At 61.9% G+C, this 23580-nt stretch carries 20 protein-coding genes and 1 pseudogene; 5 read left to right on the top strand and 16 right to left on the bottom strand.

Going from position 1 to position 23580, the window contains the following annotated elements:
* Positions 1-43 precede the first annotated feature (43 nt).
* The 11 genes and pseudogenes from E5720_RS11770 to E5720_RS11725 all read right to left on the bottom strand — a co-directional run bounded on the left by E5720_RS11770 (position 44) and on the right by E5720_RS11725 (position 12138).
* Positions 44-1015: an LLM class F420-dependent oxidoreductase gene (locus E5720_RS11770; RefSeq protein WP_136170806.1), complete on the bottom strand. Its 972-nt coding sequence runs from the start codon at positions 1013-1015 to the stop codon at positions 44-46.
* An 85-nt stretch (positions 1016-1100) separates the two neighbouring features.
* Positions 1101-2885, bottom strand: a complete 1785-nt coding sequence (locus E5720_RS11765; protein ID WP_136170805.1) for a glycoside hydrolase family 15 protein — start codon at positions 2883-2885, stop codon at positions 1101-1103.
* Positions 2886-2893: 8 nt separating this feature from the next.
* Positions 2894-3016: pseudogene (locus E5720_RS21810) on the bottom strand (HAD family hydrolase); the annotation flags it as partial.
* A gap of 89 nt (positions 3017-3105) precedes the next feature.
* Positions 3106-3579, bottom strand: a complete 474-nt coding sequence (locus E5720_RS11760) for a DNA starvation/stationary phase protection protein (RefSeq protein ID WP_136170804.1) — start codon at positions 3577-3579, stop codon at positions 3106-3108.
* A gap of 44 nt (positions 3580-3623) precedes the next feature.
* The gene (locus tag E5720_RS11755) at positions 3624-5138 is read right to left on the bottom strand and encodes a catalase (RefSeq protein WP_136170803.1); all 1515 of its coding nucleotides are present in this window, start codon (positions 5136-5138) and stop codon (positions 3624-3626) included.
* 12 nt (positions 5139-5150) lie between these two features.
* Positions 5151-5699 (bottom strand): Fur family transcriptional regulator, encoded by a 549-nt coding sequence (locus E5720_RS11750; RefSeq protein WP_281727922.1) that lies wholly within the window; start codon positions 5697-5699, stop codon positions 5151-5153.
* A 56-nt stretch (positions 5700-5755) separates the two neighbouring features.
* Positions 5756-6427, bottom strand: coding sequence for a hypothetical protein (locus tag E5720_RS11745; protein WP_136170801.1), 672 nt, complete (start codon positions 6425-6427; stop codon positions 5756-5758).
* Positions 6415-8133: a GMC family oxidoreductase gene (locus tag E5720_RS11740; RefSeq protein WP_136170800.1), complete on the bottom strand. Its 1719-nt coding sequence runs from the start codon at positions 8131-8133 to the stop codon at positions 6415-6417. Before E5720_RS11740 ends, E5720_RS11745 begins: the two co-directional genes overlap by 13 nt.
* Positions 8130-9668 (bottom strand): NAD(P)/FAD-dependent oxidoreductase, encoded by a 1539-nt coding sequence (locus tag E5720_RS11735; protein WP_247595930.1) that lies wholly within the window; start codon positions 9666-9668, stop codon positions 8130-8132. The genes E5720_RS11740 and E5720_RS11735 overlap by 4 nt, the downstream gene beginning before the upstream one ends.
* The gene (locus E5720_RS11730) at positions 9665-10246 is read right to left on the bottom strand and encodes a TetR/AcrR family transcriptional regulator (RefSeq protein WP_136170799.1); all 582 of its coding nucleotides are present in this window, start codon (positions 10244-10246) and stop codon (positions 9665-9667) included. Before E5720_RS11730 ends, E5720_RS11735 begins: the two co-directional genes overlap by 4 nt.
* Before the next feature lie 77 nt (positions 10247-10323).
* Positions 10324-12138, bottom strand: a complete 1815-nt coding sequence (locus E5720_RS11725) for a multicopper oxidase domain-containing protein (RefSeq protein ID WP_136170798.1) — start codon at positions 12136-12138, stop codon at positions 10324-10326.
* 311 nt (positions 12139-12449) lie between these two features.
* Here E5720_RS11725 and ugpC point away from each other — a divergent pair, with 311 nt between their 5' ends.
* Complete coding sequence (gene ugpC / locus E5720_RS11720) at positions 12450-13526, top strand: sn-glycerol-3-phosphate ABC transporter ATP-binding protein UgpC (RefSeq protein ID WP_136170797.1); 1077 nt, start codon at positions 12450-12452, stop codon at positions 13524-13526.
* A gap of 63 nt (positions 13527-13589) precedes the next feature.
* Here ugpC and E5720_RS11715 read toward each other — a convergent pair whose 3' ends face one another.
* Both E5720_RS11715 and E5720_RS11710 read right to left on the bottom strand, forming a co-directional pair.
* Positions 13590-14612 (bottom strand): aspartate-semialdehyde dehydrogenase, encoded by a 1023-nt coding sequence (locus tag E5720_RS11715; RefSeq protein WP_136170796.1) that lies wholly within the window; start codon positions 14610-14612, stop codon positions 13590-13592.
* A gap of 5 nt (positions 14613-14617) precedes the next feature.
* Positions 14618-15883 (bottom strand): aspartate kinase, encoded by a 1266-nt coding sequence (locus tag E5720_RS11710; RefSeq protein ID WP_084345663.1) that lies wholly within the window; start codon positions 15881-15883, stop codon positions 14618-14620.
* A gap of 659 nt (positions 15884-16542) precedes the next feature.
* On the opposite strand from E5720_RS11710, the gene E5720_RS11705 reads away from it, so the two are divergent.
* The 3 genes from E5720_RS11705 to leuA all read left to right on the top strand — a co-directional run bounded on the left by E5720_RS11705 (position 16543) and on the right by leuA (position 21254).
* The gene (locus E5720_RS11705) at positions 16543-18927 is read left to right on the top strand and encodes a LuxR C-terminal-related transcriptional regulator (protein ID WP_247595929.1); all 2385 of its coding nucleotides are present in this window, start codon (positions 16543-16545) and stop codon (positions 18925-18927) included.
* Positions 18928-19038: 111 nt separating this feature from the next.
* Positions 19039-19272: a hypothetical protein gene (locus tag E5720_RS11700; protein WP_084345665.1), complete on the top strand. Its 234-nt coding sequence runs from the start codon at positions 19039-19041 to the stop codon at positions 19270-19272.
* A 176-nt stretch (positions 19273-19448) separates the two neighbouring features.
* Positions 19449-21254 carry a 2-isopropylmalate synthase gene (leuA, locus tag E5720_RS11695; protein ID WP_136170795.1) on the top strand — a complete coding sequence of 602 codons (1806 nt, stop codon included), beginning with the start codon at positions 19449-19451 and terminating at the stop codon, positions 21252-21254.
* 73 nt (positions 21255-21327) lie between these two features.
* Here the strand turns inward: leuA and E5720_RS11690 are convergent, their stop codons facing one another.
* A complete protein-coding gene (locus E5720_RS11690; protein ID WP_136170794.1) occupies positions 21328-21621 on the bottom strand; it encodes an SHOCT domain-containing protein in 294 nt (97 codons plus the stop codon).
* 9 nt (positions 21622-21630) lie between these two features.
* Complete coding sequence (locus E5720_RS11685) at positions 21631-22062, bottom strand: DUF6325 family protein (protein WP_136170793.1); 432 nt, start codon at positions 22060-22062, stop codon at positions 21631-21633.
* A gap of 168 nt (positions 22063-22230) precedes the next feature.
* On the opposite strand from E5720_RS11685, the gene E5720_RS11680 reads away from it, so the two are divergent.
* Positions 22231-22608, top strand: coding sequence for an SHOCT domain-containing protein (locus E5720_RS11680; RefSeq protein WP_247595928.1), 378 nt, complete (start codon positions 22231-22233; stop codon positions 22606-22608).
* A gap of 38 nt (positions 22609-22646) precedes the next feature.
* On the opposite strand, the gene E5720_RS11675 is transcribed toward E5720_RS11680, so the two are convergent.
* Positions 22647-23546, bottom strand: a complete 900-nt coding sequence (locus tag E5720_RS11675) for a LysR family transcriptional regulator (RefSeq protein ID WP_136170791.1) — start codon at positions 23544-23546, stop codon at positions 22647-22649.
* Between the last annotated feature and the right edge of the window lie 34 nt (positions 23547-23580).

The following is a 23580-nucleotide window of genomic DNA, read 5'->3' as shown; positions in this document are numbered from 1 at the left end:
AGTCCTGGCCTTTCCACAAGGCCAGGACTTTTGCGTTGTCGACTCAATGTGCGGCTGCGCGCAGCTTCTCCAACAGCGGACCTGCGGCCTCGGCGAGGAATCGCTCCTGGGTTTCGTCGCCGACCTGCACAAGTGCGATGTCGGTGAAACCCGCCTCCCAGTACGGCTTGACGGACTCGACGATCTCATCGAGGTCCGGCCCACAAGGAATTGTTTCCGCTACATCTTCTTTGCGGACGAATTGCGTCGCTCCAGCGAACCCGGCCGTCGTCGGGAGGTCCGCGTTGACGGCCCAGCCGCCGGCGAACCAGCGAAAGCGGTCGTGCGCGCGGTCGATTGCTGCATCCTTGTCCGGGTCCCAGGAGATCGGGATCTGACCGATGGTGCGCGAGCGTCCGGAGTGCTTCTCGGTCCATTGCTTCACCAGGTCGCCATTGGGTTCTACGGCGATCAGATGGTTCCCGTACGGGGCGAATCTCTCGACGGATTTTTCTCCCGAAACGGCGATTCCGATCGGGACGCCAGCGTCGGGCATATCCCAGATCTTGGCGGAGTCGACGCGAAAGCGCTTACCCTCGTAAGTGATCAGCTCGCCTGTGTGAAGCTGCTCGATGATCTCCAAAGCTTCGACGAACATGTCCTGTCGCTTGTCGATCGACGGCCACCCCTCACCGACGACGTGCTCGTTGAGATTCTCCCCGCTGCCGAGTCCGAGCGTGAACCTGCCGTCGGCGAGTATCTGCATGGTCGCGGCTTTCTGTGCGACGACGGCAGGGTGGTAACGAATGATCGGACACGTCACGTAGGTCATGAGCTCGACACGCTCGGTCGCCTGCGCGACGGCTCCGAGTGTGGTCCAGACATAAGGCGCGTGTCCCATCGAGGACAGCCAGGGCGAATAGTGGTCGCTGGCGACCTCGAAGTCGAAACCGACTTTCTCGGCACCGACCGCATACTTCACGAGTTCTTTGGGACCGCTCTGCTCGGTCATCAATGTGTAGCCGAAGTTCGTCATCGGTTTCTCCTGGATGTTTGCGCAGCCGTGGCTCCGGAAGACTGACCCGGAATGACTTTATCGCTCAGCACTTTTCATCACTCCCCTATCGGTTCGTGGTGGCATCGTGCGAGCGCGCGATGGTCAGCGCCGCGTTCACGAGCGCCAGATGGCTCAATCCCTGCGGGAAGTTACCCAGGAAGGAGCCATCCGATGCGTCGATCATTTCGCTGTACAGGCCGACGTCGTTGGACATGGAAACCAGCTCGTCCATCAAGTTCATCGCTTCGTCGTCGCGACCGACGTGGGAGAGTGCGGAGACCCGCCAGAAAGCACAGGCGACGAAGGTCGCTTCTTCTGCATCGACACCGGTGTAGCGGTAGAGCAGTGGTCCGGCGCCGAGTTCGGCGCCGAGCGCATCGATGGTCGAGGACATGCGCTCGCCGCGATCGAAATCCATCTCCGCCGCCAGCAGTACCGACGCGTCCAGCCCTTCCGCGCCTGGATAAGCCATGTAGGACTGCCGCTCCTCCGACCAGCATTTCTCTTCGATGTACGCCCTGATTCGCTCTCGCTCGGCTCTCCACCTGTCGGGGATGCCGGGGATCTGGCCGTCCTCGGCGAGGTAGACAGCGCAGTCGAGTGCCTGCCAGCAACCTAGCTTCGAACTCGTGAAATGCTGCTCGTCCTCGAGTTCCCAGATGCCTGCATCTCGCTGCTGCCAGGAATCGCACGTCTGGTCTGCGATCGTCGCGAGGAGTCGACCAGTGGAAGCGTCGAGCACATTGCCCGCATCGACGTACAACCGAACGATCGAGAATAGATCTCCGAAGATGCTCAGCTGCAGTTGATCTGCAGCCCGATTACCGTTCACGACGGGCCCGATGCCACGCCAACCCGGCACGTCGGGTTGTTCGGTCCCGCCAGGCAATTCACCACCGAGGGTGTAAAAGACATTGACCAGAGGATCGTTGGCCCGGATAACTTTCAGTAACCACGCAACGGCGGCGTGTACTTCTTCGCGCAGCCCGAACCGAATCAAAGCTCTGAGTGTGTATGCGGTGTCACGGACCCACGCGTAACGGTAGTCCCAGTTCTTCCCTCCCGCAGGATTCTCCGGCAACGAGGTCGTCGCTGCGGCAGCAATGGCCCCGGAGGGGCTGTGAATCAACAACTTCAGCGCGAGTGCACTCCGAGCAACGTGTGCCGCCCATGGGCCGTCGTACTGGAATTTCTCGGTCCACGCCCGCCAGTTCGCGATGGTTCGGTCGACACCTTCGTCGAGCTCCCGAGGGTCGGGGATATTCAGTGGTTCATTTTCGGTGCCGGTCAGGCCTACCAGATGCCGCGATCCAGCACTCGTGGTGAAGACGCCGTGGATGTTCTGTTCTTCGACGGTCACGTCGTCGGCCTCGAGGGTTCGCACGGCCAACGTCACGCCGTCGACACGCAGAACGGTCCCATGGGAAGTGTCGTAGGCCCATGGGGATGCCTTGCCCAGCATCGTTCCCGGCGCAACCCTCCACTCCATGTCGACCACACCTTCGAGACCGTCTGTTCGACGGGCCAATTCGAGCCACGGCAAGCGACCCGCCACTCCGGTGTTGAGTGAATCGGTGACTCGTACCGATCCGGTTGGGGTTCGGTAGGTAGAGGCCAAAACGTTGGTCCCTTCGACGAATTCACGTTCGACCGTGAACGGACCCACCGGTGACAGTTCGAATCTTCCGCCATGCTCGGCATCGAGAAGTGCCGCAAACGTCGGTGGCGAGTCGAGATTGGGGATGGGAAGCCAATCGATCCGGCCGTCCGTTGCGATCAGGGCCACCGTTCGCCCGTCTCCGATGGCGGCATAGTTCTCGATTGCGGTGTATCCGTGCTCACGACTCATGGCGCGGTCAGCCCTGCCTCGAAGAATGCCCGGGACCAGGCATCGACATGAATGTAGTTCGAGTCGACGAGTGTGCCGTCGATGTCGAACAGCACCGCAGTTGAACCTTGACCACGCGAGGGTTCGCTCATTCCACCGTCGTACCCGACGCGTACGGCCACGAAACACGAAAGAGGGCCCCTCGGCATGCGAGGGGCCCTCTTTCGTGGCGTTGGGTCGTTCAGCCGACCTGTGCCTGCCACATCCAGTGCAGCTGCTCGAGTCGCGCGGTGATCGCGATCAGCAGATCCTGGGTGACCGGGTCGGCCGCCTCGGTATCGGCGATGCGACCGCGCAGGCGATCGATCACAGCGGTGAGGTTGTCGACCACTGCGGCGATGACCTGCTCGTCCTTGGTCCAACCGTCACCGATTCCCTTGGTTCCCGCCGTCGCCGAAACCGTGGCGGAGCGGCCGTCCGGGCTGACCCCGATCGCGGTGGCGCGCTCGGCCGACGAATCGGTGAACTCGCGAGCTGCGGCTACGAGCTCGTCCAGAGCGAGGTGGACCGAACGGAAGTTCTTTCCGATGACGTTCCAGTGGGCCTGCTTGGCGATCAAGGACAAGTCGATCAGGTCCACGACGGTGCCCTGTAGCGCGTCGCCTGCGATCTTCTGCTGTCCGGCGTCGAGTGAACTGGTAATGGGGTTGTTCATGATGTGCCTCCTAATGAGAGTCGGAGAGAAGGAGCCGTGAGCGACTAGACCTTTGCGGCCTCGTCGCCAGGAGCGGTCGGTGACTGACTCGTCGTCGGCTCGGCGTCTGACTGACCTGCACGGACACCTTCTTCGACCTTCTTGCCGAGTTCTGGGTCCACGTTCGACCAGTACTGGAAGACTCGAACCAGCACTTCCTCGGTCACGCCGTTGAGCGCATGTCCGACGATGTTGCCTACCAAGCGCTCCCGCGCCGCATCATCCATGACCTCGCGGTACAGCGTCCCTGGCTGAACGAAGTCACCGTCCTCGGGATGCTCGATGTAACCGGTGCGCACGAACCGTGGCTCGAAGTCCCAGGATCCGTCGTCGCCGTACGTATTCGTGTCGGCCTTCGGTCCGCCGTACGAATTCGGTGCGTACACAGGGGTGTCGGCGGAATTGAACGAGTACCGCATCGACCCGTCCTTGGAGTACGAATTGACCGGAACCTTCGGTGCATTGACGGGCAGCTGCGCGTAGTTGGCGCCGATCCGGTAACGGTGTGCATCGGCGTAGGAGAAGACCCGGCCGAGCAGCATCTTGTCCGGGCTGAACCCGATGCCGGGAACGATGTTCGACGGCTCGAAGGAGCTCTGCTCGATCTGGGCGTGGAAGTTCTCGGGGTTGCGATCGAGGGTCATCTTACCGACCTCGATCAGCGGGTAATCCCTCTGCGACCAGGTCTTGGTGAGGTCGAACGGGTTGAACTTGTAGTCTTCTGCCTCGTTGTACGGCATGATCTGCACCTTGAGCGTCCAGCTGGGGAAGTCACCCTTCTTGATGGAGCCGAACAGATCCTGACGGTGATGATCGGGCGAGGTTCCGGCGAGTTCGTCGGCCTTGGCCTGCGTCAAGAATTCGATGCCCTGGTCGGTCTTGAAGTGGAACTTCACCCAGTTGCGTTCACCGGCCTCGTTGATCAGCTGGTAGGTGTGCGAACCGAATCCGTCCATGTGGCGGAACGACTTCGGGATGCCGCGGTCCCCCATGAGCCACGTAACCTGATGCGCGGTCTCGGGAGAGAGCGTCCAGAAGTCCCACTGCATATTGTTGTCGCGCAATCCGGAGTCCGGCATGCGCTTCTGGCTCCGAATGAAGTCCTGGAACTTCATCGGATCCCTCATGAAGAAAACCGGGGTGTTGTTGCCCACGAGGTCCCAGTTGCCTTCCTCGGTATAGAACTTGAGCGAGAATCCGCGCGGATCGCGCCAGGTGTCAGGGCTACCCTGCTCGCCCGCCACCGTGGAGAAACGCGCCAACATCTCGGTCTTCGCACCGGGCTGGAGAACCTTGGCCTTCGTGAATTTGCTTATGTCACCGGTGATTTCGAGTTCACCGAATGCACCTGCGCCCTTGGCGTGGACGACACGCTCCGGGACACGCTCACGGTTGAACTGCGCCATCTTCTCGATGAGGTAATGATCATGTAGCAGGATCGGACCCTGCGTGCCTGCAGTGAGCGAATGCTCATCGCTGGCCACTGGGATTCCGCCATTGGTGGTGGTTGGCTTCGTCATATGCACAGCCTCCTAAGTTGATGAGTGGTTGCCGACCGAGGGACTGACCCGGCGGGCATCGTTGGACGCCGTATGGCTTGGAATGGCGCTTGGAGCAGATGTAGCCGAATGTGCGATGCCCGAATCCTGCGCATCCACTGACGGCGCACAGTCGGAGCAGAGCCCCCAGAACACGATCTCGGCTTCCTCTACGACGAATCCATGAGACTCCGACGGCTCGAGGCATGGTGATCGGCCGACGACGCAATCGACGTCGACCACTGTTGTGCATACTCGGCAGACCAGGTGGTGGTGATTGTCGCCGGTTCTGCTTTCGTACAGCGCAGACGAACCTGCAGGCTCGATCCGCCGGAGGAGTCCGGCACCGACGCAGGCACGAAGAACGTCGTACACCGCCTGTGTGGACACCGAGCCGATGCGGGATCGCACCACTGCTGCGACCTCATCTGCATCCGAATGCGGTTGGGCTGCAACCGCAGTCAGAACCGCCACCCGTGGCGCCGTCACTCTCAGACCCACCGAGCGCAATTGCGCGGTGGGTTCGAGAGTTGCGTCGTTCAGTGGCATGTATTCGAGTATGCCCCTTTTCTGGAATTAGTCAAGAAAAGGAAGGCTAACTACACATGACCACCGCTGAGCAGGGACGACGGCCCAGTGGCCATCCGGCCGGAAACAATCTGCAGCCCGAAATGGGTGCCCGGGGCAATCCACTCGCCCAAGCTCGGACCCGACGCCGCGACCTGGACCCGCGCCAGCCGAGCCTTACCCGTCAACCGAGCAGTCGCCAGAAGCGAACCCTCGTCCGAAGGCTGTGCGAACCCGAGCGCACCCTTGATGGGGAAGCTCGGGCCGATACCTTTCGCCTGCGTGCTTACCGACCATCCGTCTCCCGTCGCCCCTTCACCTGATACCGAGGCGTCGGCAAGTACCTCGCCGCCGAACTCCGCAAGAACTTTGGGTAGATGCCAGTGTGTGCGGCCACCGTGCACCGAAGTCTCGGAGTCGACAGCGATGAACGGAACCGATATTCGTGGCATCGGTCCCATTCCACGACCCGGACGCTGCAAGACCGGACTGGCGAGAATCTCACGGTACGGCCCGACCGGTGAGTTCAGGTAATCGATGACCATCACCAACGTGATCGGAATCGTCCGACCCCTCTGTAGCGCACGCCCGGCGGGCCGAGCCCGGTGCCACCAGATGGTGGCTTTCACTTCGGCAGGCCACGGCGGCGGCGGACTCTCCGGCCACTCGGTTCTCGCCGATTCGGATTCGGTCACGCTCCACATGTCGTACCTCCAGGAGCGTCGACCGAAACGACGGTCAACGGCAGTCGCAGTGCGCCTGGAGCAGCGGCAGGTACAACCGGGCTTCTCGGCGACGTCGGGAGGATCTCGCGGTACCCGTCTCCCAGTTCTGGGCGTCGGTCCGGCTCACCCTTGTTCGGCCACAACGCCATAGCGCGCTCGGCCTGGGCGGTAATGGTGAGCGATGGGTTGACACCGAGGTTGGCGCTGACGGCCGAACCGTCCACCACATGGAGACCAACGTGTCCGTAGACACGGTGATAGGCGTCGACGACGCCCGTGTCGGCCGAGTCTCCGATAGCGCATCCGCCGAGAAAGTGGGCAGTCATCGGGATGTTGACGATCTCGGCCATGGACCCTCCCGGGTCGCCGCCGATCTTGTCCGCGAGCAGCCTGATTGCTTCGTGGCCCTGCGGGATCCACTGCGGTGGCGGATCGCCGGCGCCGGGCCTGCTGGTGAGCCGTCTGCCGAAGAAACCCTTCGTCGATCCCAGCTCGAGCGAGTTGTCGTCGGTCTGCATCACCAGCGCAATCACCGTCCGCTCCGACCAATGGCGGACCGACAGGCTGCGGAACGCCGCTCCCGGATGGCGTAGCGCCACGCCGAGCGTTTTCAGCATGCGAGGCGTTCTACCTCCGCCGTCGCTCAGCACGGTCTGTAGCAGCCCGATCGCGTTGCTGCCCTTGCCATAGCGAACTGGTTCGATATGCGTGTGGTCATCGGGATGGAACGATGAGGTGATCGCGACGCCTTCGGTGTAGTCGACCTCGCGGCCCCGTGCGGTCGCGGCAAGCACAGCCTCCGAATTGGTCCGGACCAGTGAGCCGATCCTGTTCGACAGATTAGGGAGTCCAGCAGTGTCCTTCATCGCCAACATCAGCTTTTGGGTTCCGTACGTACCTGCTGCGAAGACCACTTGGTCTGCCGTCAGCACGGTGACACTTCGGCGAAGCTTGCCACCGGTCCTGCGTGTGGAAATCTCGTATCCGCCGCCTGGCACGGGCCGAACAGCCGTCACAGTTGTCAGTGGAAGTACCTGTGCGCCAGCTTTTTCTGCCAGGTACAGATAGTTCTTGACAAGAGTGTTCTTGGCCCCGACCCGGCATCCCGTCATGCACGATCCGCACTCGGTACACCCGGTCCGCGCTGGTCCGACTCCACCGAAGAACGGATCCGGTGACTCCTGCCCTGGCGTTCCGAAGAAGACGCCGACCGGCGTACTGGTGAAGGTGTCCCCCACTCCCATGTCCTCGGCCACTTCTTTCATGACTTTGTCCGAGGGCGTGATGGTCGGGTTCGTCTCCACGCCCAACATCCGTTTGGCCTGGTCGTAGTACGGCGCGAGTTCCCGATGCCAGTCGGTGATGTGCCCCCATTGCGGATCCTCGAAGAATCGGCGCGGAGGTTGGTACAGCGTGTTGGCATAGTTGAGCGAACCACCGCCGACGCCCGCGCCTGCCATCACCAGAACATCGGGGAGAAGATGGATTCTTTGGACGCCATAGCATCCGATAGCGGGCGCCCACAAGTACTTTCGGAGCCGCCAACTGGTCTTCGGTAATTCTTCGTCGGTGAAGCGTCGGCCGGATTCGAGCACTCCGACGCGGTATCCCTTCTCCACTGCGCGCAGGGCCGCCACACTACCGCCGAACCCTGATCCGATGACGAGGACGTCGTAATCGCTCATACCCGAACGCCTTTCCGTGCTGTCGTACTCGCATAGTCCACAATGTCGAAGGTGCGAGTCGAGTTCCGGAAGGTGAAGGTGTACGTCGGCCACATGACCGGGTTGCGGCCTTCCGCATCCAGATACCAACTCGAGCACCCGCCCGAATTCCATACCGTTCCTGCCAACGAATCGTGAATCCACGAATTATATTGCCGCTGAGCCGCTTCGGTGACCTCCACGCTGACGATCCCGCCCTCTCGCATCTGTTCGAGTGCGGAGGCGAGATAGTTCGCCTGCGACTCGAGCATGTACACGATCGAACTGTGACCGAGGTTGGTGTTGGGCCCGTACATGAGGAACAGGTTGGGGAAACCATGCACCGTGGTGCCGCGGAACGCATTCGGACTGCCGTCCCAATGCTCGGCAAGGGTGCGCCCGTCGAGGCCGGTCAGCGCGTGCGATACCGGAGGCTCTGTCGGGGTGAATCCGGTGGCAAAGATGATCGTGTCTACCGGATACGAGTTGCCTGCCGCATCGGTCACCGAATCTTCGGTGACCGAAGTAAGCGCGCTCGTGACGAGATCGACATCGTTCCGATCGAGGGTAGAGAGCCAATCGTTGGAAAGAAGCATCCTCTTGCAGCCGATCGTGAAGTCCGGCGTCAGCGCAGCTCGGGTCAGAGGGTTCTTCACCTGTCTGCGCAGATGAGCCTTGGCGACCACCGACACCGCCGGTAGCACCCAGGGGTTGTGCGCCAGCGCGGTGACGTAGAGCTCGCGGTAGCTGTATATCGTTCCGCGTACTGTTTTTTGGACAGCCGGGAACTTCCGGTACAACATGCGTTCGATCTTGCCGAGGGTGCGGTCCAGCCTGGGAACTACCCAAGCGGGCGTTCGCTGAAATACCGTCAGCCGTTCGACACGGTCGACGATCTCGGGAACGAACTGGACAGCGGACGCGCCGGTACCGATGACCGCCACGCGGCGGCCGGTCAGGTCCTGCTCGTGATCCCACGTCGCCGAGTGGAATACCGTGCCAGTGAACTTCTTCAGACCGGGTACGTCAGGAAACTTCGGGGTCGATAACGCACCGGTGGCGGCAACGAGGATATCGGCGTGCACGATGCCCTTGCTCGTCTCTACGATCCAGATGTTCTGCGCCGCATCCCATCGCGCCGCGTCGAGCGAACAGTCGGTGATGATCCTGCTGCCCAGACCCGACTTGTCGACGACTCCGCGCAGGTAGCGGTAGATCTCCGGTTGACGCGCGAAGGTGTGCGACCACTCGGGGCTCGGTGCGAAGGAAAAGGAGTACAGCGAGGTCGGGACGTCGCAGGCGCATCCCGGATACGTGTTGTCACGCCACGTTCCGCCGATATCGTGTGCTCGTTCGATGACGAGAACATCGGCGTCGGGGTCGTCCTGCAGGATCCGGGAGACCGCGGCGATACCGGCAAATCCAGCCCCCACGACAAGTACGTGCACCGATTTCGGCAACATAGATTTTTCAGGGAAAGTGGATTCCTCGGCAAGGACTGATTCGGTACTCGTCATGACTGGATCACCTTTGCCTCCCATACCGGGAGAAGTCGGGCCCGCAGCTGGGCGTCGGCGTCGGAAGTGCGGAATATCGACGACACCGCCAGTCCGCGAGCGAGTTCTACGCTCAGCTCGATGGATTCGGGCGACATCGTCTTACCCATGATCTCGGCGGCACCGCCGGCAATGGCGTCGGCGACCTTCCGTTCCAACGGGACCATGGCCTCGTGCAATATCGGATCGGTTCGCGCGGCCACCCATAGTTCGAGGGCGGCGTAGAACAGCGGTCCGGAGAACGCTTCGCTGAGGAGTTCGACGCCCCGGGTGCCATCGGTGTTCGCCTCGAGAATTTCGGCCAGCCGCTTGTCCACCAGATGTTCGACGGCGGCAGTGACAAGCGATTCTTTGGTCGGGAAGTGGTGTAGTTGCGCTCCGCGGGACACGCCGGCACGCCGTGCGATCTCCTGCGTGCTGGTCCTTGCGAACCCCTTTTCGACCAGGCAGTCGATTGCCGCGTCGAGCAGTTTCGTCTGCGTTCCGGCAGTGCGTTGTGCCTGCGTGCGCCGCTCTTGCGGCTTGGTGCTCTGGGTCACACGAGCGACTGTAACCCGAAATCAACAAACAGTCCAGACTGACTGTAAGTTTCTTTTCAACCCCGCCGGGAGGGGATCTAGGCGCGGAGTCGGTAACGCAGCATCATCTCGTGATCCTCGTGATCGAGCATGTGACAGTGCCACATGTAACCCTGCAGCTCGGTAGAACCACCCTGCCCACCAGCAGCCTCGTGAGCACCGTGGCCGCCATCGTGCACAGGTGCAGGGCCTGCGAAAGTCGCGTCAGGGTCGAATTCGAGCTCATCAGCGGTGGGGAATCGCACCAGAATTCGCGTGACGGTCCCCGGGTACGTGTTGACGGTGTCCTTCGCACCCGACTCCCATGCGGCCGGCGGAGACAGCGGCCCGGTCACATACCGCTCGACGTCGGGAGCCCACTTGACGCCGACGTCCGGGCGCGGGCTGTCACGCATGTACGCCGTCAGATCCACAGGCGCTCGACCGAGCGTGCGAAAGTGCACCAGATGCAGGTGAATCGGGTGGGGTTCGAGGGTGGTGTTGACGATGTTCCATTGTTCGACGACGCCCTGCGTCGGCATCTCGATATCCGGGTCGCTGTATCGAAGGTTGTTGAGCGTCATCATCGGCGGCGCCAATGACAACCCTGCCGAAGGCTGATTGACGGTCACCGTCCGCTGCACCTGAGCAGCAGGAACCGTCGGGAGCAGTGGTGGCTGGCCCTTGCCGCCGCGATACATCGTCATGACGTCACCGAGAAATCCTCGGCCCGACGCCACCCTGAACTGACAGAACAATGGCATCGGCACCGCTCCCAACGATGCAGCCTGGGCGGGTGGCGGCTCGTCGTTGCGGAGCTCGACCAGTTCGCCGGGTGCCAGCGAGCCGAAATCGACCAGCACATCGACCCGTTCGGCCGGCGCCAGTCGAATACTGTCGGTCTGCACCGGCGCATCGAGAAGCCCGCCGTCGTTCCCGATCACCCAGAACCGCATTCTGTTGCCGAAGAACAGATTCCACACGCTGTAGGAGCCGGCGTTGACGATACGAAAGCGGTAGAGCCCACGCGCGACTTCCATCGTCGGCCAGATCTTCCCATTGACGACGCCGACGTCTCCGGTCGCGCCGCCTTCCCATTTTCCCTGAGGAACAGTGATATTGGATCTGATGCTCATGCTGCCGTCGGGATTCATGATCTTTTCCTGCAGCACCAACGGTACTTCGAACTCACCGGACGGTAACCCCAGAGAATTGTCGGCGAAGCCCGAATCGAATTGATCCCGAACCAGATTCGTTCCGACCAAACCCGCGTAGACATTGATGCGCGTCATCGACATCGCGTGATCGTGGTACCAGAGCCCTGCAGCCTCGTTGAGCCCCGGAAACCTATGAGTGAGAGATTCACCCGGGCGGACGAGCATCTCGGAGTTACCGTCACTGTCCGGCGGAGTGATACTCCCATGCAGATGCAACGACGTCGGAGTCATCTGCCGGTCCTGCTCGCTCATCCCGTGCAGCGAAGTATCCACATCGGCTGCGAGCGGATTGCCTTCGGTGCGATTGGTGTAATTCAACGTCCACGGCTGACCCTGCACGGACTCGATGGTCGGGCCCAGATAATCGACTTCGCCGTATCCGAACGTCGGACCGGCCGGGAGATCGGCATGGAACGAATGCATCGCGCTGCGCGCATCGAGCGACACCTGCGAACCCCCGACAACCGGCAGCCTCGGCAACTCGTCACGAAACGGAGCAAGCGTGGGCGAATGGAACAGCAAAGGGCTACGGCCGCCGAAGATATCGTCGGCGAAAGCCCGCCGAGCTACCGAACTCGACGGCAGCGCTGCACCCCCGGCAACGGCAGCAACCAAAGCGAGGCTCCGAAAGACCGACCTGCGCGAAATACCGTCCACATCCACACCCTTCGTGTCGCTCCGCGGGCTACCCTCCCGCCAACCTGGGTCGTTCCGCGGGCTACCCTCCCGCCAACCTGGGTCGTTCCGCGGGCTACCCTCCCGCCAACCTGGGTCGCTCCGCGGGCTACCCTCCCGCCCACCTGGGTCGCTCCGCGGGCTACCCTCCCGCCCACCTGGGTCGCTCCGCGGGCTACCCTCCCGCCAACCAGTGTGACCGCGCCCATACTATGTTCCTTCGTCGGCACCCGTCGATACCCCACACTCGGATCGTCCGGCACGTTCCTGCCGGTGGAGGGATTTCACAGAACATGGCATCGATTACCTTCGATCGCGCGAGCAGGCTTTTCCCGGGCTCGGATGCGCCTGCAGTGGACGCACTGGACCTGGAGATAGAGGACGGCGAGTTCCTCGTCCTCGTCGGCCCCTCCGGTTGCGGCAAGTCCACCTCGCTCCGCATGCTTGCCGGTCTCGAAGAAGTGAACAGCGGACGGATCCTCATCGGGGGCAAGGACGTCACCGACGCCGAGCCCAAGGATCGCGATATCGCGATGGTGTTCCAAAACTATGCGCTCTATCCGCACATGAGCGTCGCCGAGAACATGGGCTTCGCGCTCAAGCTGGCCAAGGCGAGCAAGGAAGAGATCAACACGCGAGTGCTCGAGGCTGCGAGGCTGCTCGACCTGGAGGACTACCTCGACCGGAAGCCGAAGGCACTCTCCGGTGGTCAACGGCAGCGAGTCGCCATGGGGCGCGCCATCGTGCGTCAGCCGCAGGTATTTCTCATGGACGAACCACTGTCCAACCTCGACGCCAAGTTGCGGGTGCAGACGCGTACCCAGATCGCCCAACTGCAACGGCGGTTGGCCACCACCACGGTCTACGTGACGCACGATCAAGTGGAAGCAATGACGATGGGAGACCGCGTCGCAGTCTTGAAGGGTGGAGTGCTGCAGCAGTGCGCTTCACCGCGCGAGCTGTACCGAACCCCGGTCAACGTATTCGTCGCGGGTTTCATGGGTTCGCCGTCGATGAATCTGTTCACGCTGCCGATTACCTACGGCGGGGTGCAGATCGGTGATCAAGTCATTCCGGTTCAGCGCGAGGCCCTTGCGGCGTCGTCCGGGGCGGAGGTCGTGTTCGGTGTCAGGCCTGAGCACGTGCAGATCGCAGACTCGGGAGTGAAGCTCGAAATCGACATCGTCGAGGAACTCGGCTCGGAAGCTTTCGTGTTCGGTCGCGCTGATATCAACGGCCGGACGCAGACGATCGTCGCGCGCGCCGACTGGCGCGATCCACCGCAGAAGGGTCAGGTCGTGCACGTACGGTTCGACGAGGCCCATGCGCATCTGTTCGACGGATCGGGTGACGGGCAGCGGCTGGGCTGAGCCCACCGCGATCTGCTCCCCGGTTGTGCTAGAGCGCACAACCGGGGAGCAGATCGGGTAGATCTAGACCAGCAGTTCGGCAATCTGAATGGTGTTGAGCGCAGCACCCTTACGAAGATTGTCACTCGATACGAACAGTGCGAGTCCGCGGCCTTCGGGAGCGCCCGGGTCCTGCCGGATACGCCCGACGAGGGAGTCGTCCTTGCCTGCAGCCTGCAACGGTGTCGGCACATCCACCAACGTCACGCCCGGTGCCGCTGCGAGAAGCTCACGAGCACGTTCCACCGAGAGCGGGTTCGCGAACTCCGCGTTGATCGACAGCGAGTGCCCGGTGAACACCGGAACGCGCACACAGGTGCCACTGACCAGCAGGTCCGGGAGTCCGAGGATCTTCCGCGATTCGTTACGCAGCTTCTGATCCTCGTCGGTCTCGCCTGATCCGTCGTCCACCAGCGCCCCGGCCAGCGGAAGAACGTTGAACGCGATCGGCGCTACGTAATTGTTCGGAGCCGGAAAATCCACCGAAGATCCGTCGTGCACCAGCTTCTCGACGTCACCGATGACGGCGCGTGCCTGCGTCGCGAGTTCTTCGACGCCTGCAAGCCCACTGCCCGAAACTGCCTGGTAACTGCTGACGATGAGGCGGCGAAGGCCGGCTTCGTCGTGCAGCACCTTCAGGACCGGCATCGCGGCCATGGTCGTGCAGTTCGGGTTCGCGATGATGCCCTTAGGTGGGTTCTTCGCCTCCTGCGGATTGACTTCGCTGACGACGAGCGGCACCTCGGGGTCCTTACGGAATGCCGAAGAGTTGTCGATGACGACTGCGCCTGCCGCGGCGAACCGTGGTGCCTGCGCACGTGAGAGCGTGGCTCCAGCGGAGAAGAGTGCAATGTCGATGCCTGCAAGATCGGCCGTCGACGCGTCCTCTACGACGATCTCTTCCCCGCGAAACGGAAGTTTCTTGCCCGCTGATCTCGCCGAGGCGAAGAACCGCACCGTGTCGGCTGGAAAGTTGCGTTCCTCCAACAAGGTTCGAATGACAGCACCGACCTGACCGGTGGCGCCTACTACTGCGACTGTGGTCATCTCCCCTACCTTCCTGTTCCGCCGTGCACGACAGCTTCTTCGTCGCCGCCGAGATCGAAGGCGGCGTGCAGTACGCGCACTGCCTCGTCGAGTTGGGTGTCACTGACCAGTACCGAGATGCGGATCTCCGAGGTACTGATCAAGTCGATATTGATGCCGGCGTCGGCGAGTGCTTCACAGAACGTCGCTGTAACACCGGGGTGGGTCTTCATGCCTGCACCGACGAGCGAGACCTTGCCGATGAGATCGTCGTAGAGCACCTGGGCGAAGCCGATCTCACCCTGCAGCTTGGTCAACATCTCCACTGCTCTCGGGCCGTCGGACTTCGGGCAGGTGAAGGTGATGTCGGTCTTGCCGGTGTCGATCTTGGATACGTTCTGCAACACCATGTCGATATTGATCTCGGCATCGGCGACGGCGCGAAAGACCTTGGCTGCGTAGCCAGGTGCATCGGACAGGCCGACGACGGTGACCTTCGCTTCACTGCGATCGTGTGCGACGCCGGTGAGAATGGCTTCTTCCACTGGAATGTCCTCCATAGATCCGGAGACGATTGTTCCGGGTTTCGTGGTGTACGACGACCGAACATGTACGGGAACGTTGTATCGACGGGCATATTCGACGCATCGCAGCATGAGCACCTTGGCGCCGCATGCCGCCATTTCGAGCATCTCTTCGAAAGAGACTGCGCTCAGGTGGCGGGCGTTGGGAACGATGCGCGGATCGGCGGTGAAGATGCCGTCGACGTCGGTGTAGATCTCGCAGACGTCGGCATTCAGCGCAGCGGCGAGTGCGACGGCAGTGGTATCGGAACCACCGCGGCCGAGTGTCGTGACGTCCTTGCTGTCCTGGCTGACGCCTTGGAATCCGGCGACGAGCACGATCGCACCTTCGTCGAGTGCGTCGCGGACACGACCCGGTGTCACGTCGATGATCTTGGCGTTGCCGTGCACGCTGGTGGTCACGACGCCCGCCTGCGATCCGGTGAAGGAACGAGCCTCGGCGCCGAGGGAGTGGATGGCCATCGCGACGAGTGCGTTGGAAATTCGTTCACCCGAGGTGAGCAGCATGTCCATTTCACGGGCGGGTGGGGCTGGGCACACCTGCTTGGCAAGGTCGAGCAGTTCGTCGGTGGTGTCGCCCATGGCGGAGACCACGACGACGACGTCGTTGCCGGCCTTCTTGGTCTCGACGATTCGTTCAGCGACGCGTCGGATACGTTCGGCGGATCCCACCGACGATCCGCCGTACTTCTGGACGATGAGAGCCACGCGTGTGTACCTCCGGTGCAATTTCATGTGTGTTTGTGGTGCATCTGGCCCCGCCACCTTACCGAGGTATGTCGTCGCCAGCAGCCTTGGGTGTTCCGTGGAGGGCCCGTCGGAGCCCTCCACCTGCAGCGACACGGTGCGGGCGGGCTGGTCACCGGACAAGTCGCGACATTCGCGACAAATGGGGCGCGCACACATTTCGACCAAGGAGACCGCACGGCGGCATATTCCGCATTGTCCATTCGACGCATCCGGCATTCATCCCCGTAAAGGGCAGGGGTATGCATGAAGGCGAAATAAACATACTGATCAGTATCGAATACCGCTATTTGTCACCCACGATCACTTCGAGTGAAATATTATCGACGCGTCCAGCAAACCCGTGTGGCCTTTTCGTCGGGAGACGGTCGTATATGAATACGCTGCATTCTGCCGCACCGAGAGTGCGAAGCCGAAAACCACAGAGATCCGGCGCCACGATTCGGAGACCGCGCCTCCTGACCATGCTCGAACCGACAGGTGACCGCAGCCCCATCGCCTAGATCACGGCGCCCGCCGGTTCAGGCAAAACGACCCTGCTCGTCGATTGGGTCCATACCATCGACGCCGAAGACGACACCCTTCTCGCATGGCTCACCATCGACGAAACCGACAACGACGTGGCCGTGCTCAGAGCGTGCGTCGTCTCGGCGCTCGCCCAGTGTGGATCGCCCCACCTCGCTTCTGCTGTCGGATCCCTTCCATCCGTGCGCGATCCGTCCTACTCGGAGTTCAGCGCACTGTTGGTCGAGGCCATCGAAAGCGTCGACGCACAAATCTGCCTGATATTCGACGACGCCCATCTCTTGCACAACCGTGAAGTACTGGCCCTTCTGGGTACGTTTCTGCGTTGGCCCCCATGCAATCTCCGGATCATCGTCGCTGGACGATTCGAACCTGCACTCGCACTACAGAAACCGCGGCTCGACGGTCTCGTCCGTGACATCTCCGCAGCTGACTTGGCATTCACCACCGATGAGGCGTCGGATATGTTCCAGCGATCCGGAATCACCCTTGCCCGAGCCGATCTGGTGAAAGTCATGAACCGGACCGAGGGCTGGGCAGCTGGTCTGAGGCTGGCTGCGATGACGTTGAGCGGTGGCGCGAATTCTCCCGAACTCATCGACGGTTTCACCGGAACACAGCACTCGGTCGCCGACTATCTCGTGAACGAGATCTTGGCCGGACTCCCCGACGATGCTCGTACGTTCCTGATCGAGACCTCCGTACCCGAATGGTTCACAACCGATCTCGCCGAGAAGTTGACCGGCGTCGGGGGTGCGCAGGCCACCATCGATCACCTGCTCGCGCAGAACTTTCTCATCGATCAGATCCCCGGATCAGAACCCACCTATCGATATCATCCGCTGATGCGTGGCTATCTTCGCGCCGAAATCTGTCGCCTCGGCGCCGGGCAGATCAGAAGCCTCGAGCGCGTCGCATCCTCCTGGTTCAGCGACTACCGGCAGCCCCTGCAGGCTCTGCAGGCTCTGCAGCACAGCGTGCACGCTGGTGATTCGAAGTCGATTCTCGAGATCGTCAGCGAGTCCGGTCTCGGACTCGTACTGCGCGGCAGCGCTTCGGAGGTTCTGACCGCTATCGATGACAGTCCGGCTTCGGTACGTCGACACGATATTGTTCAGTTGATCAGCGCAGCAGCACTATTGACCATCGGAAGCGTTGCGCCGGCGACCTCGACGCTGACGGCGCTCCGGCGCAGGCCAGTCGACGAGCTTGCAAGTTTCGATTTCGAGATTTTGCGTCGAACTCTCGAGGTTCATGCGAGGGTGCACGTCGGCAACGACATCGAGGACGCTTTGTGTCGCTTACGCGAGCTGGAGTTCGGCGAATCCGGTTCGCCCGAACTCGATTCCTACGCGCTGCTGATCGCCGGACTCGCCGAGTTGCATCTGGGTCGAACCACCGAGGCGCAGCGCTACCTCGAGGACGCGGTAGCAAACGGTCGGGCTGGAAATCTTCCGGCGGTTGTCACGACCTGCCTGGTGACCTCTGCCGGGATCTGCTTTCTCACCGGTAGATTGACCGAGGCCCTTGCTCGTGGCCAGCGCGCCGTCACCTACGCACGCCTACACTCACTGACCGATACTCCGCTCTTCTCGGTCGCCGAATCGCTCGAACTTCTCGTTGCCCATATCCGTATGACACCGACGTCCGTGGCACCGGAGGAGGTGTGGTCGAGCATCGGTCGATCCGCTGATTCATCCGTCGCGCAGTACGGAAAGCGCGCGGCTCTCGTACTGAACGGGACGATCGAGGAGGTGAGCGCCGCAGGCCGTGAGTGGATCGAGTCGGTTCATCCGGTGGTCCCCGCCTACGAGGCACTGCTGGCGCCGATGGTTCAGCGTCGATATCTGACGGCGGGCGAAACTCTCTGGGCAACCGAGCTGATAGATGTCACGAGGCGACGGCTCGGCACGGTCGGCGAGGTTGCCCTGTTGTCCGCCGAGATCCACCGCGTGCACGGACGCTTCGACGTCGCAGACTCCGAACTGACGGCGATCCTGGGCGGTCAGCTCCCATGCGCCGGCTTCACAACTCCCATCCGCGCTGCCATCACTGCTGCAAAGGTCGCGCTGGCACGACGCAATCCGGCACGCGCGTTCGAACTCGTGTGCCGCGCTCTTGCCGAGGCCGAACCCGAGGCGATACTGCTGCCGTTCGCCGAGGGCGGTGCCGCTTTGCGGGACATTCTCACGCACAATCGCGGACGGTTCGGTCTGCTCGAACCATTCGCAGATCGCGCCCGCGAAGTAGTACCGAGGCATCCTGCTGCGGCCGAGTCGAGGATGTCGGACGCACTGACACCCCGCGAACTGGAATTGCTCCGCGAACTGCCGTCCTGGCGTACGGCCGAGCAAATCGCGTCCGATCACTTCGTGTCCGTCAATACCGTCAAGACGCATTTGCGTGGCATCTACCGCAAGCTCGAGGTCAGATCGCGACGCGACGCGATTTCCGCCGCGCACGAACTCGGTCTGCTGTGATGCGCCGACCGGAGACGTGGCGCGGGTTCACCATCTGCGGGTGATGCCGCGGCGGCCGGGGGCGCGGAACCTGGTAGTAACGCCAGCAGCGGACCGCGAAGGAGCAGCACCATGGCTCAGCCCGCCGATATCAACACGCGCAGAGTTCGGTACGAATTCCTCGTCGAGGGTGAGCTGTCCGAACGTGCGCAGGCTGCCTTCCCCGATCTTGCCACCACCGAAGTCCCGATGCCGTTCACCCGGTTGTTCGGTCCGGTGGACGACGAGACTGCCTTGCGCGGGATGCTTGCGCGTTTCGACGCGTTGGGACTGACCGTCGTGGAGTTGCGAAGACTTCCCGATTGAACTTTCCTTACCGACCCCGGCACGAGGTTTGGGCTCGCGGTAGTACACTTCTATTCATGCAGCGTGCGCTCCTCCTCGATCGCCGCGACGGGGTCTGAATCAGACTGGCTTCCCGTCGCGGGGTTTTTCGCGCCGGTCGATAACCATTTCAGCCAGTAACTTCGGAGATTGAGCCAATGTCACCAGCCGACGCATTCACCTCGAAAACGATTACTCCGCCCTCGCGGCCCGCTCCCAGCGACCAGCCGGCGTGGAACACCCAGAAGAACTCTTCGATGCCGACGTACCGGTACCTGCCGTTCGCCGAGGAGGTCGAGCCGATCACCCTCCCCGACCGCACCTGGCCGGACAAGGTGACGGACCGGACTCCGCAGTGGTGCGCGGTCGACCTTCGGGACGGTAACCAAGCGCTCATCGATCCGATGAGTCCGGCACGTAAGCGACGTATGTTCGACCTGCTGGTCCGCATGGGCTACAAGCAGATCGAGGTAGGATTTCCCTCGGCGAGCCAGACCGATTTCGACTTCGTTCGCGAGATAATCGAAGACGGCGCCATTCCCGACGACGTGACGATTCAGGTTCTGACGCAGTGCCGACCCGAGCTCATCGAGCGTACATTTCTCGCGTGCGAAGGTGCACAGAACGTCATCGTGCATTTCTACAATTCGACGTCGATTCTGCAACGTCGTGTGGTGTTTCGTGCGGAACGCGACACGATCAAGAAGATCGCGACCGACGGCGCACGTAAATGCCTGGAGGAATCCAAGAAGTACCCGGACACCGACTGGCGATTCGAGTACTCGCCGGAGTCCTACACCGGTACCGAGCTCGCCTACGCCAAAGAGGTCTGTGACGCCGTAGTCGACGTCATCGATCCTTCACCAGCCAAGCCCATCATTCTGAATCTGCCTGCAACGGTCGAGATGGCCACGCCGAACGTGTACGCGGACTCGATCGAGTGGATGAGCCGAAATCTCGATCGTCGTGACAGCGTGATCCTGTCACTGCACCCGCACAACGATCGCGGAACCGGCGTCGCCGCTGCCGAGCTCGGCTACCAGGCGGGCGCGGACCGTATCGAGGGATGCCTCTTCGGCAACGGTGAGCGCACCGGCAACGTATGCCTGGTCACCTTGGGTCTGAACCTGTTCACCCGCGGTGTCGATCCGCAGATCGACTTCTCGAACATCGACGAGGTGCGTCGGACAGTCGAGTACTGCAACCAACTCCCCGTCCACGAGCGTCACCCCTACGGCGGAGACCTGGTGTACACGGCATTTTCCGGAAGCCACCAGGACGCCATCAACAAGGGCCTGGACGCGATGAAAGTGTCCGCCGACGAACAGGACTCGGATGTCGGCGAGATCACCTGGCAGGTTCCATACCTGCCGATCGATCCGAAAGATGTAGGCCGCACCTACGAAGCCGTCATTCGCGTCAACTCGCAGTCCGGCAAGGGCGGCGTCGCCTACATCATGAAGTCCGATCACGGCCTCGCACTGCCGAGACGCCTGCAGATCGAGTTTTCGCAGGCTGTTCAGCGCATCACCGACGGTGAGGGCGGCGAGGTGTCCCCTAAGGAAATGTGGGATGTCTTCGCCGAGGAGTATCTGAGTCCGGTGCGTCCGCTCGAGCGCATCAAGCAGCGCGTCATCGCGGCCGAAACGGACGGCGGAACCGACAGCATCGTCGCGACGGTCCTGCTCGACGGTGTCGAGCAGGACATCACCGGATCCGGCAACGGCCCCCTTGCCGCCTTCGTCGACGCGCTGTCGACGGTCGGTTACGACATCAGCGTCCTGGACTACTCCGAGCACGCGATGTCTGCGGGCGACGACGCCCAGGCAGCTGCCTACGTCGAGGCCTCGGTCACCGGTCCCTCCGGTACTGCGGTGACGGTGTGGGGTGCTGGTATCGCGACGTCGATTACCACCGCATCGTTGCGAGCGCTCGTTTCTGCGGTCAATCGCGCCCTGAAGTAACTTCGGCCGATCACTCGGGCCCTTCTCCGCCTAAGCGGAGAGGGGCCCGTGTGTTCCACCGCCCCCGGGGGGATCAGGCGAGGAGCTTTGCTTTCGCTGCCGCGAACTCGTTCTCGTCGAGCACCCCTGCATCTCGCAGCGCGGCCAGCTTCTGGATCTGGCCGACGAGATCGTCCTCGACTGGAGGTGCAGCTACTGGTGCAGCTACTGGTGGCGGTGGCGGTGGCGCCTGTTGTTGCTCCTCGCGCGATTGTCTGCGGCGATTCATCGCGTTGGACGTCGCGTTCGCCGTCCCCGCGACAACAGCGGTGCGGGCTACCGTTCCGAGTAGTCCCGGCCTGCCGACGCGTCCTCGTCCGAATACCATGTGCTTCTCCTATACCAGCGCTGCGGCGAGCGCGATTTCGACTGTTTCCCGTGGAATTTGAACGTGCAGTGCGACTTCGCCACCTGCCGCGCGCGATGCGTTCGCGAAGGTTCGGGCCCAGGTCTGCTCGTAGACGAGAACTGCGGCGGAGGTCCCCGGTTCGAGGGACTCACGCACGACGTCGAGGTCCTCGTCGCTGATCAATGCCTTGGCTTCGAGCGAGAGGATCTCGAGACCCACGTCTTCGAGTTTCTCGTCGACATCGACTTGACGATAAGTTCCGTCCGGTCTTCGTCCGATGAACACCAGATCGAGAAGCGATACCGAGCCTTGGGCGATCACGCTTTGCAGCGCCTCGACCACCTTGGGATTTGCCCGATCACCGGGAAATGTCATGACCAACAGACCAACCGGCCCAATGTCGAACACCGTCTCACTCATCGAAACGATATTTCCTTGCATTCACCGACGGCGGCATCATCCGACACGGGTGAATTCACCTGTTTCGGATGATGATCTTGCTCGAAGATTAGTGCGACACTGAGGCGCAAGACCCGCACCAATTTCTGTCGTCAGGAATTGCTCTTACTCGAAATGGAGTATCGAATCGTGGATTCGTTCTGGGATTTCCTCTGGCTTATCATCGTCAGCTTCGCATTCATCGCCTATCTCATGGTGCTCTTCTCGATCATCGGAGACTTGTTCAGGGATCACAAGAGCTCTGGATGGGTCAAGGCCATCTGGGTCTTCTTCCTCATCCTGGCACCGTTCATCACAGCCCTGATCTACCTGATTGCCAAGGGCGGCGATATGACCAAGCGTCAGATATCGGCCATGCAGCACGTAAAGGACGAGCAAGAGCAGTACATCAAGCAGGTCGCTGGACGCACCTCCGCCGAGGAGATTGCACATGCCAAGGCACTTCTCGACAGCGGAACCATCACCGAAGACGAGTTCGCGCAGCTGAAGGCCAAGGCACTACAGTAAAAAGATTTCTTCGCACCTGAGCGGAAATGTACGACAGGTCATGCATTTCCGCTCACCTGCGAAGCCTCCGCACGAAAAGCCTCGATAACCGCGGCGACGGCCGGAAGCCTGTTCGCTCCCGGTCGCGTCACGAGTTCGTAGATCCGTCCGGCCTTCACCCCCTTCAATGGCAGTCGAACCAGCAGCGGATGCACCACCGCATAACGCGGCATCAGTGCGACACCGTGACCGCGAGCCACGAGCTCCTCGGTCACCCGAAAATCATTGATGCGCTGCACAACTCGAGGTTGCACTCCGGTAGCTGCCGCGACCGAGAGCAAAACGTCGTCGACCGGGAAGCCACCACGCACGCTGATCCAGCGCTCATCCGCCAGCTCGCGCACATCTACCGAATCCTGCTCTGCCAGTGCGTGATCGGGCGGTAGCACCAGATCGATCGGTTCACGCATCAGCGGCACGACCTCGATACGCATGGCCGCGGTCGCCGGGGCAACGTCATCACGATGAGTCAAGACGACGTCATAGTCCGCAAGAAGCGCCGATGCGGAAGATGCGGGGAGATCCTCGTCGCTGGCGTCGAGGCGAGTTCCGCTCTCGCTCAATCTGCCCAGTACACCGGGAAGCAGTAGCGCAGCGCCCGACGGAAACAGTGCGACACGCACCCGCCCACGCGGGGAGTTACTGTACGAGGCCATCTCCGCTGCAGCTCTGTCCAGAGCCGATACGACCTCGTCGGCGCGCAGCACGAGCGCGTGCCCGGCAGCGGTCAATCGCAGCCTTCGGCCGTCGGGCTCCAACAGCGTCACACCGGCTTCTTTGGCCAGTAGTTTGAGCTGCTGGGACACCGCGGACGGGGTCAAGGACAACGCCGAAGCCGCTGCCGCGACCGTCCCGCGGTCGGCCAGCTCCCGAAGGATCCGCAAGCGCTCGACGTTCATGAAGCACAGCTTAATCATTCATGCGGATTTATTA

The sequence above is a fragment of the Rhodococcus sp. PAMC28707 genome (assembly GCF_004795915.1).
Classification (GTDB): Bacteria; Actinomycetota; Actinomycetes; order Mycobacteriales; family Mycobacteriaceae; genus Rhodococcoides.
Note: the sequence above shows the minus strand (reverse complement) of the source record. Positions and strands in the feature narration are given on the sequence as shown.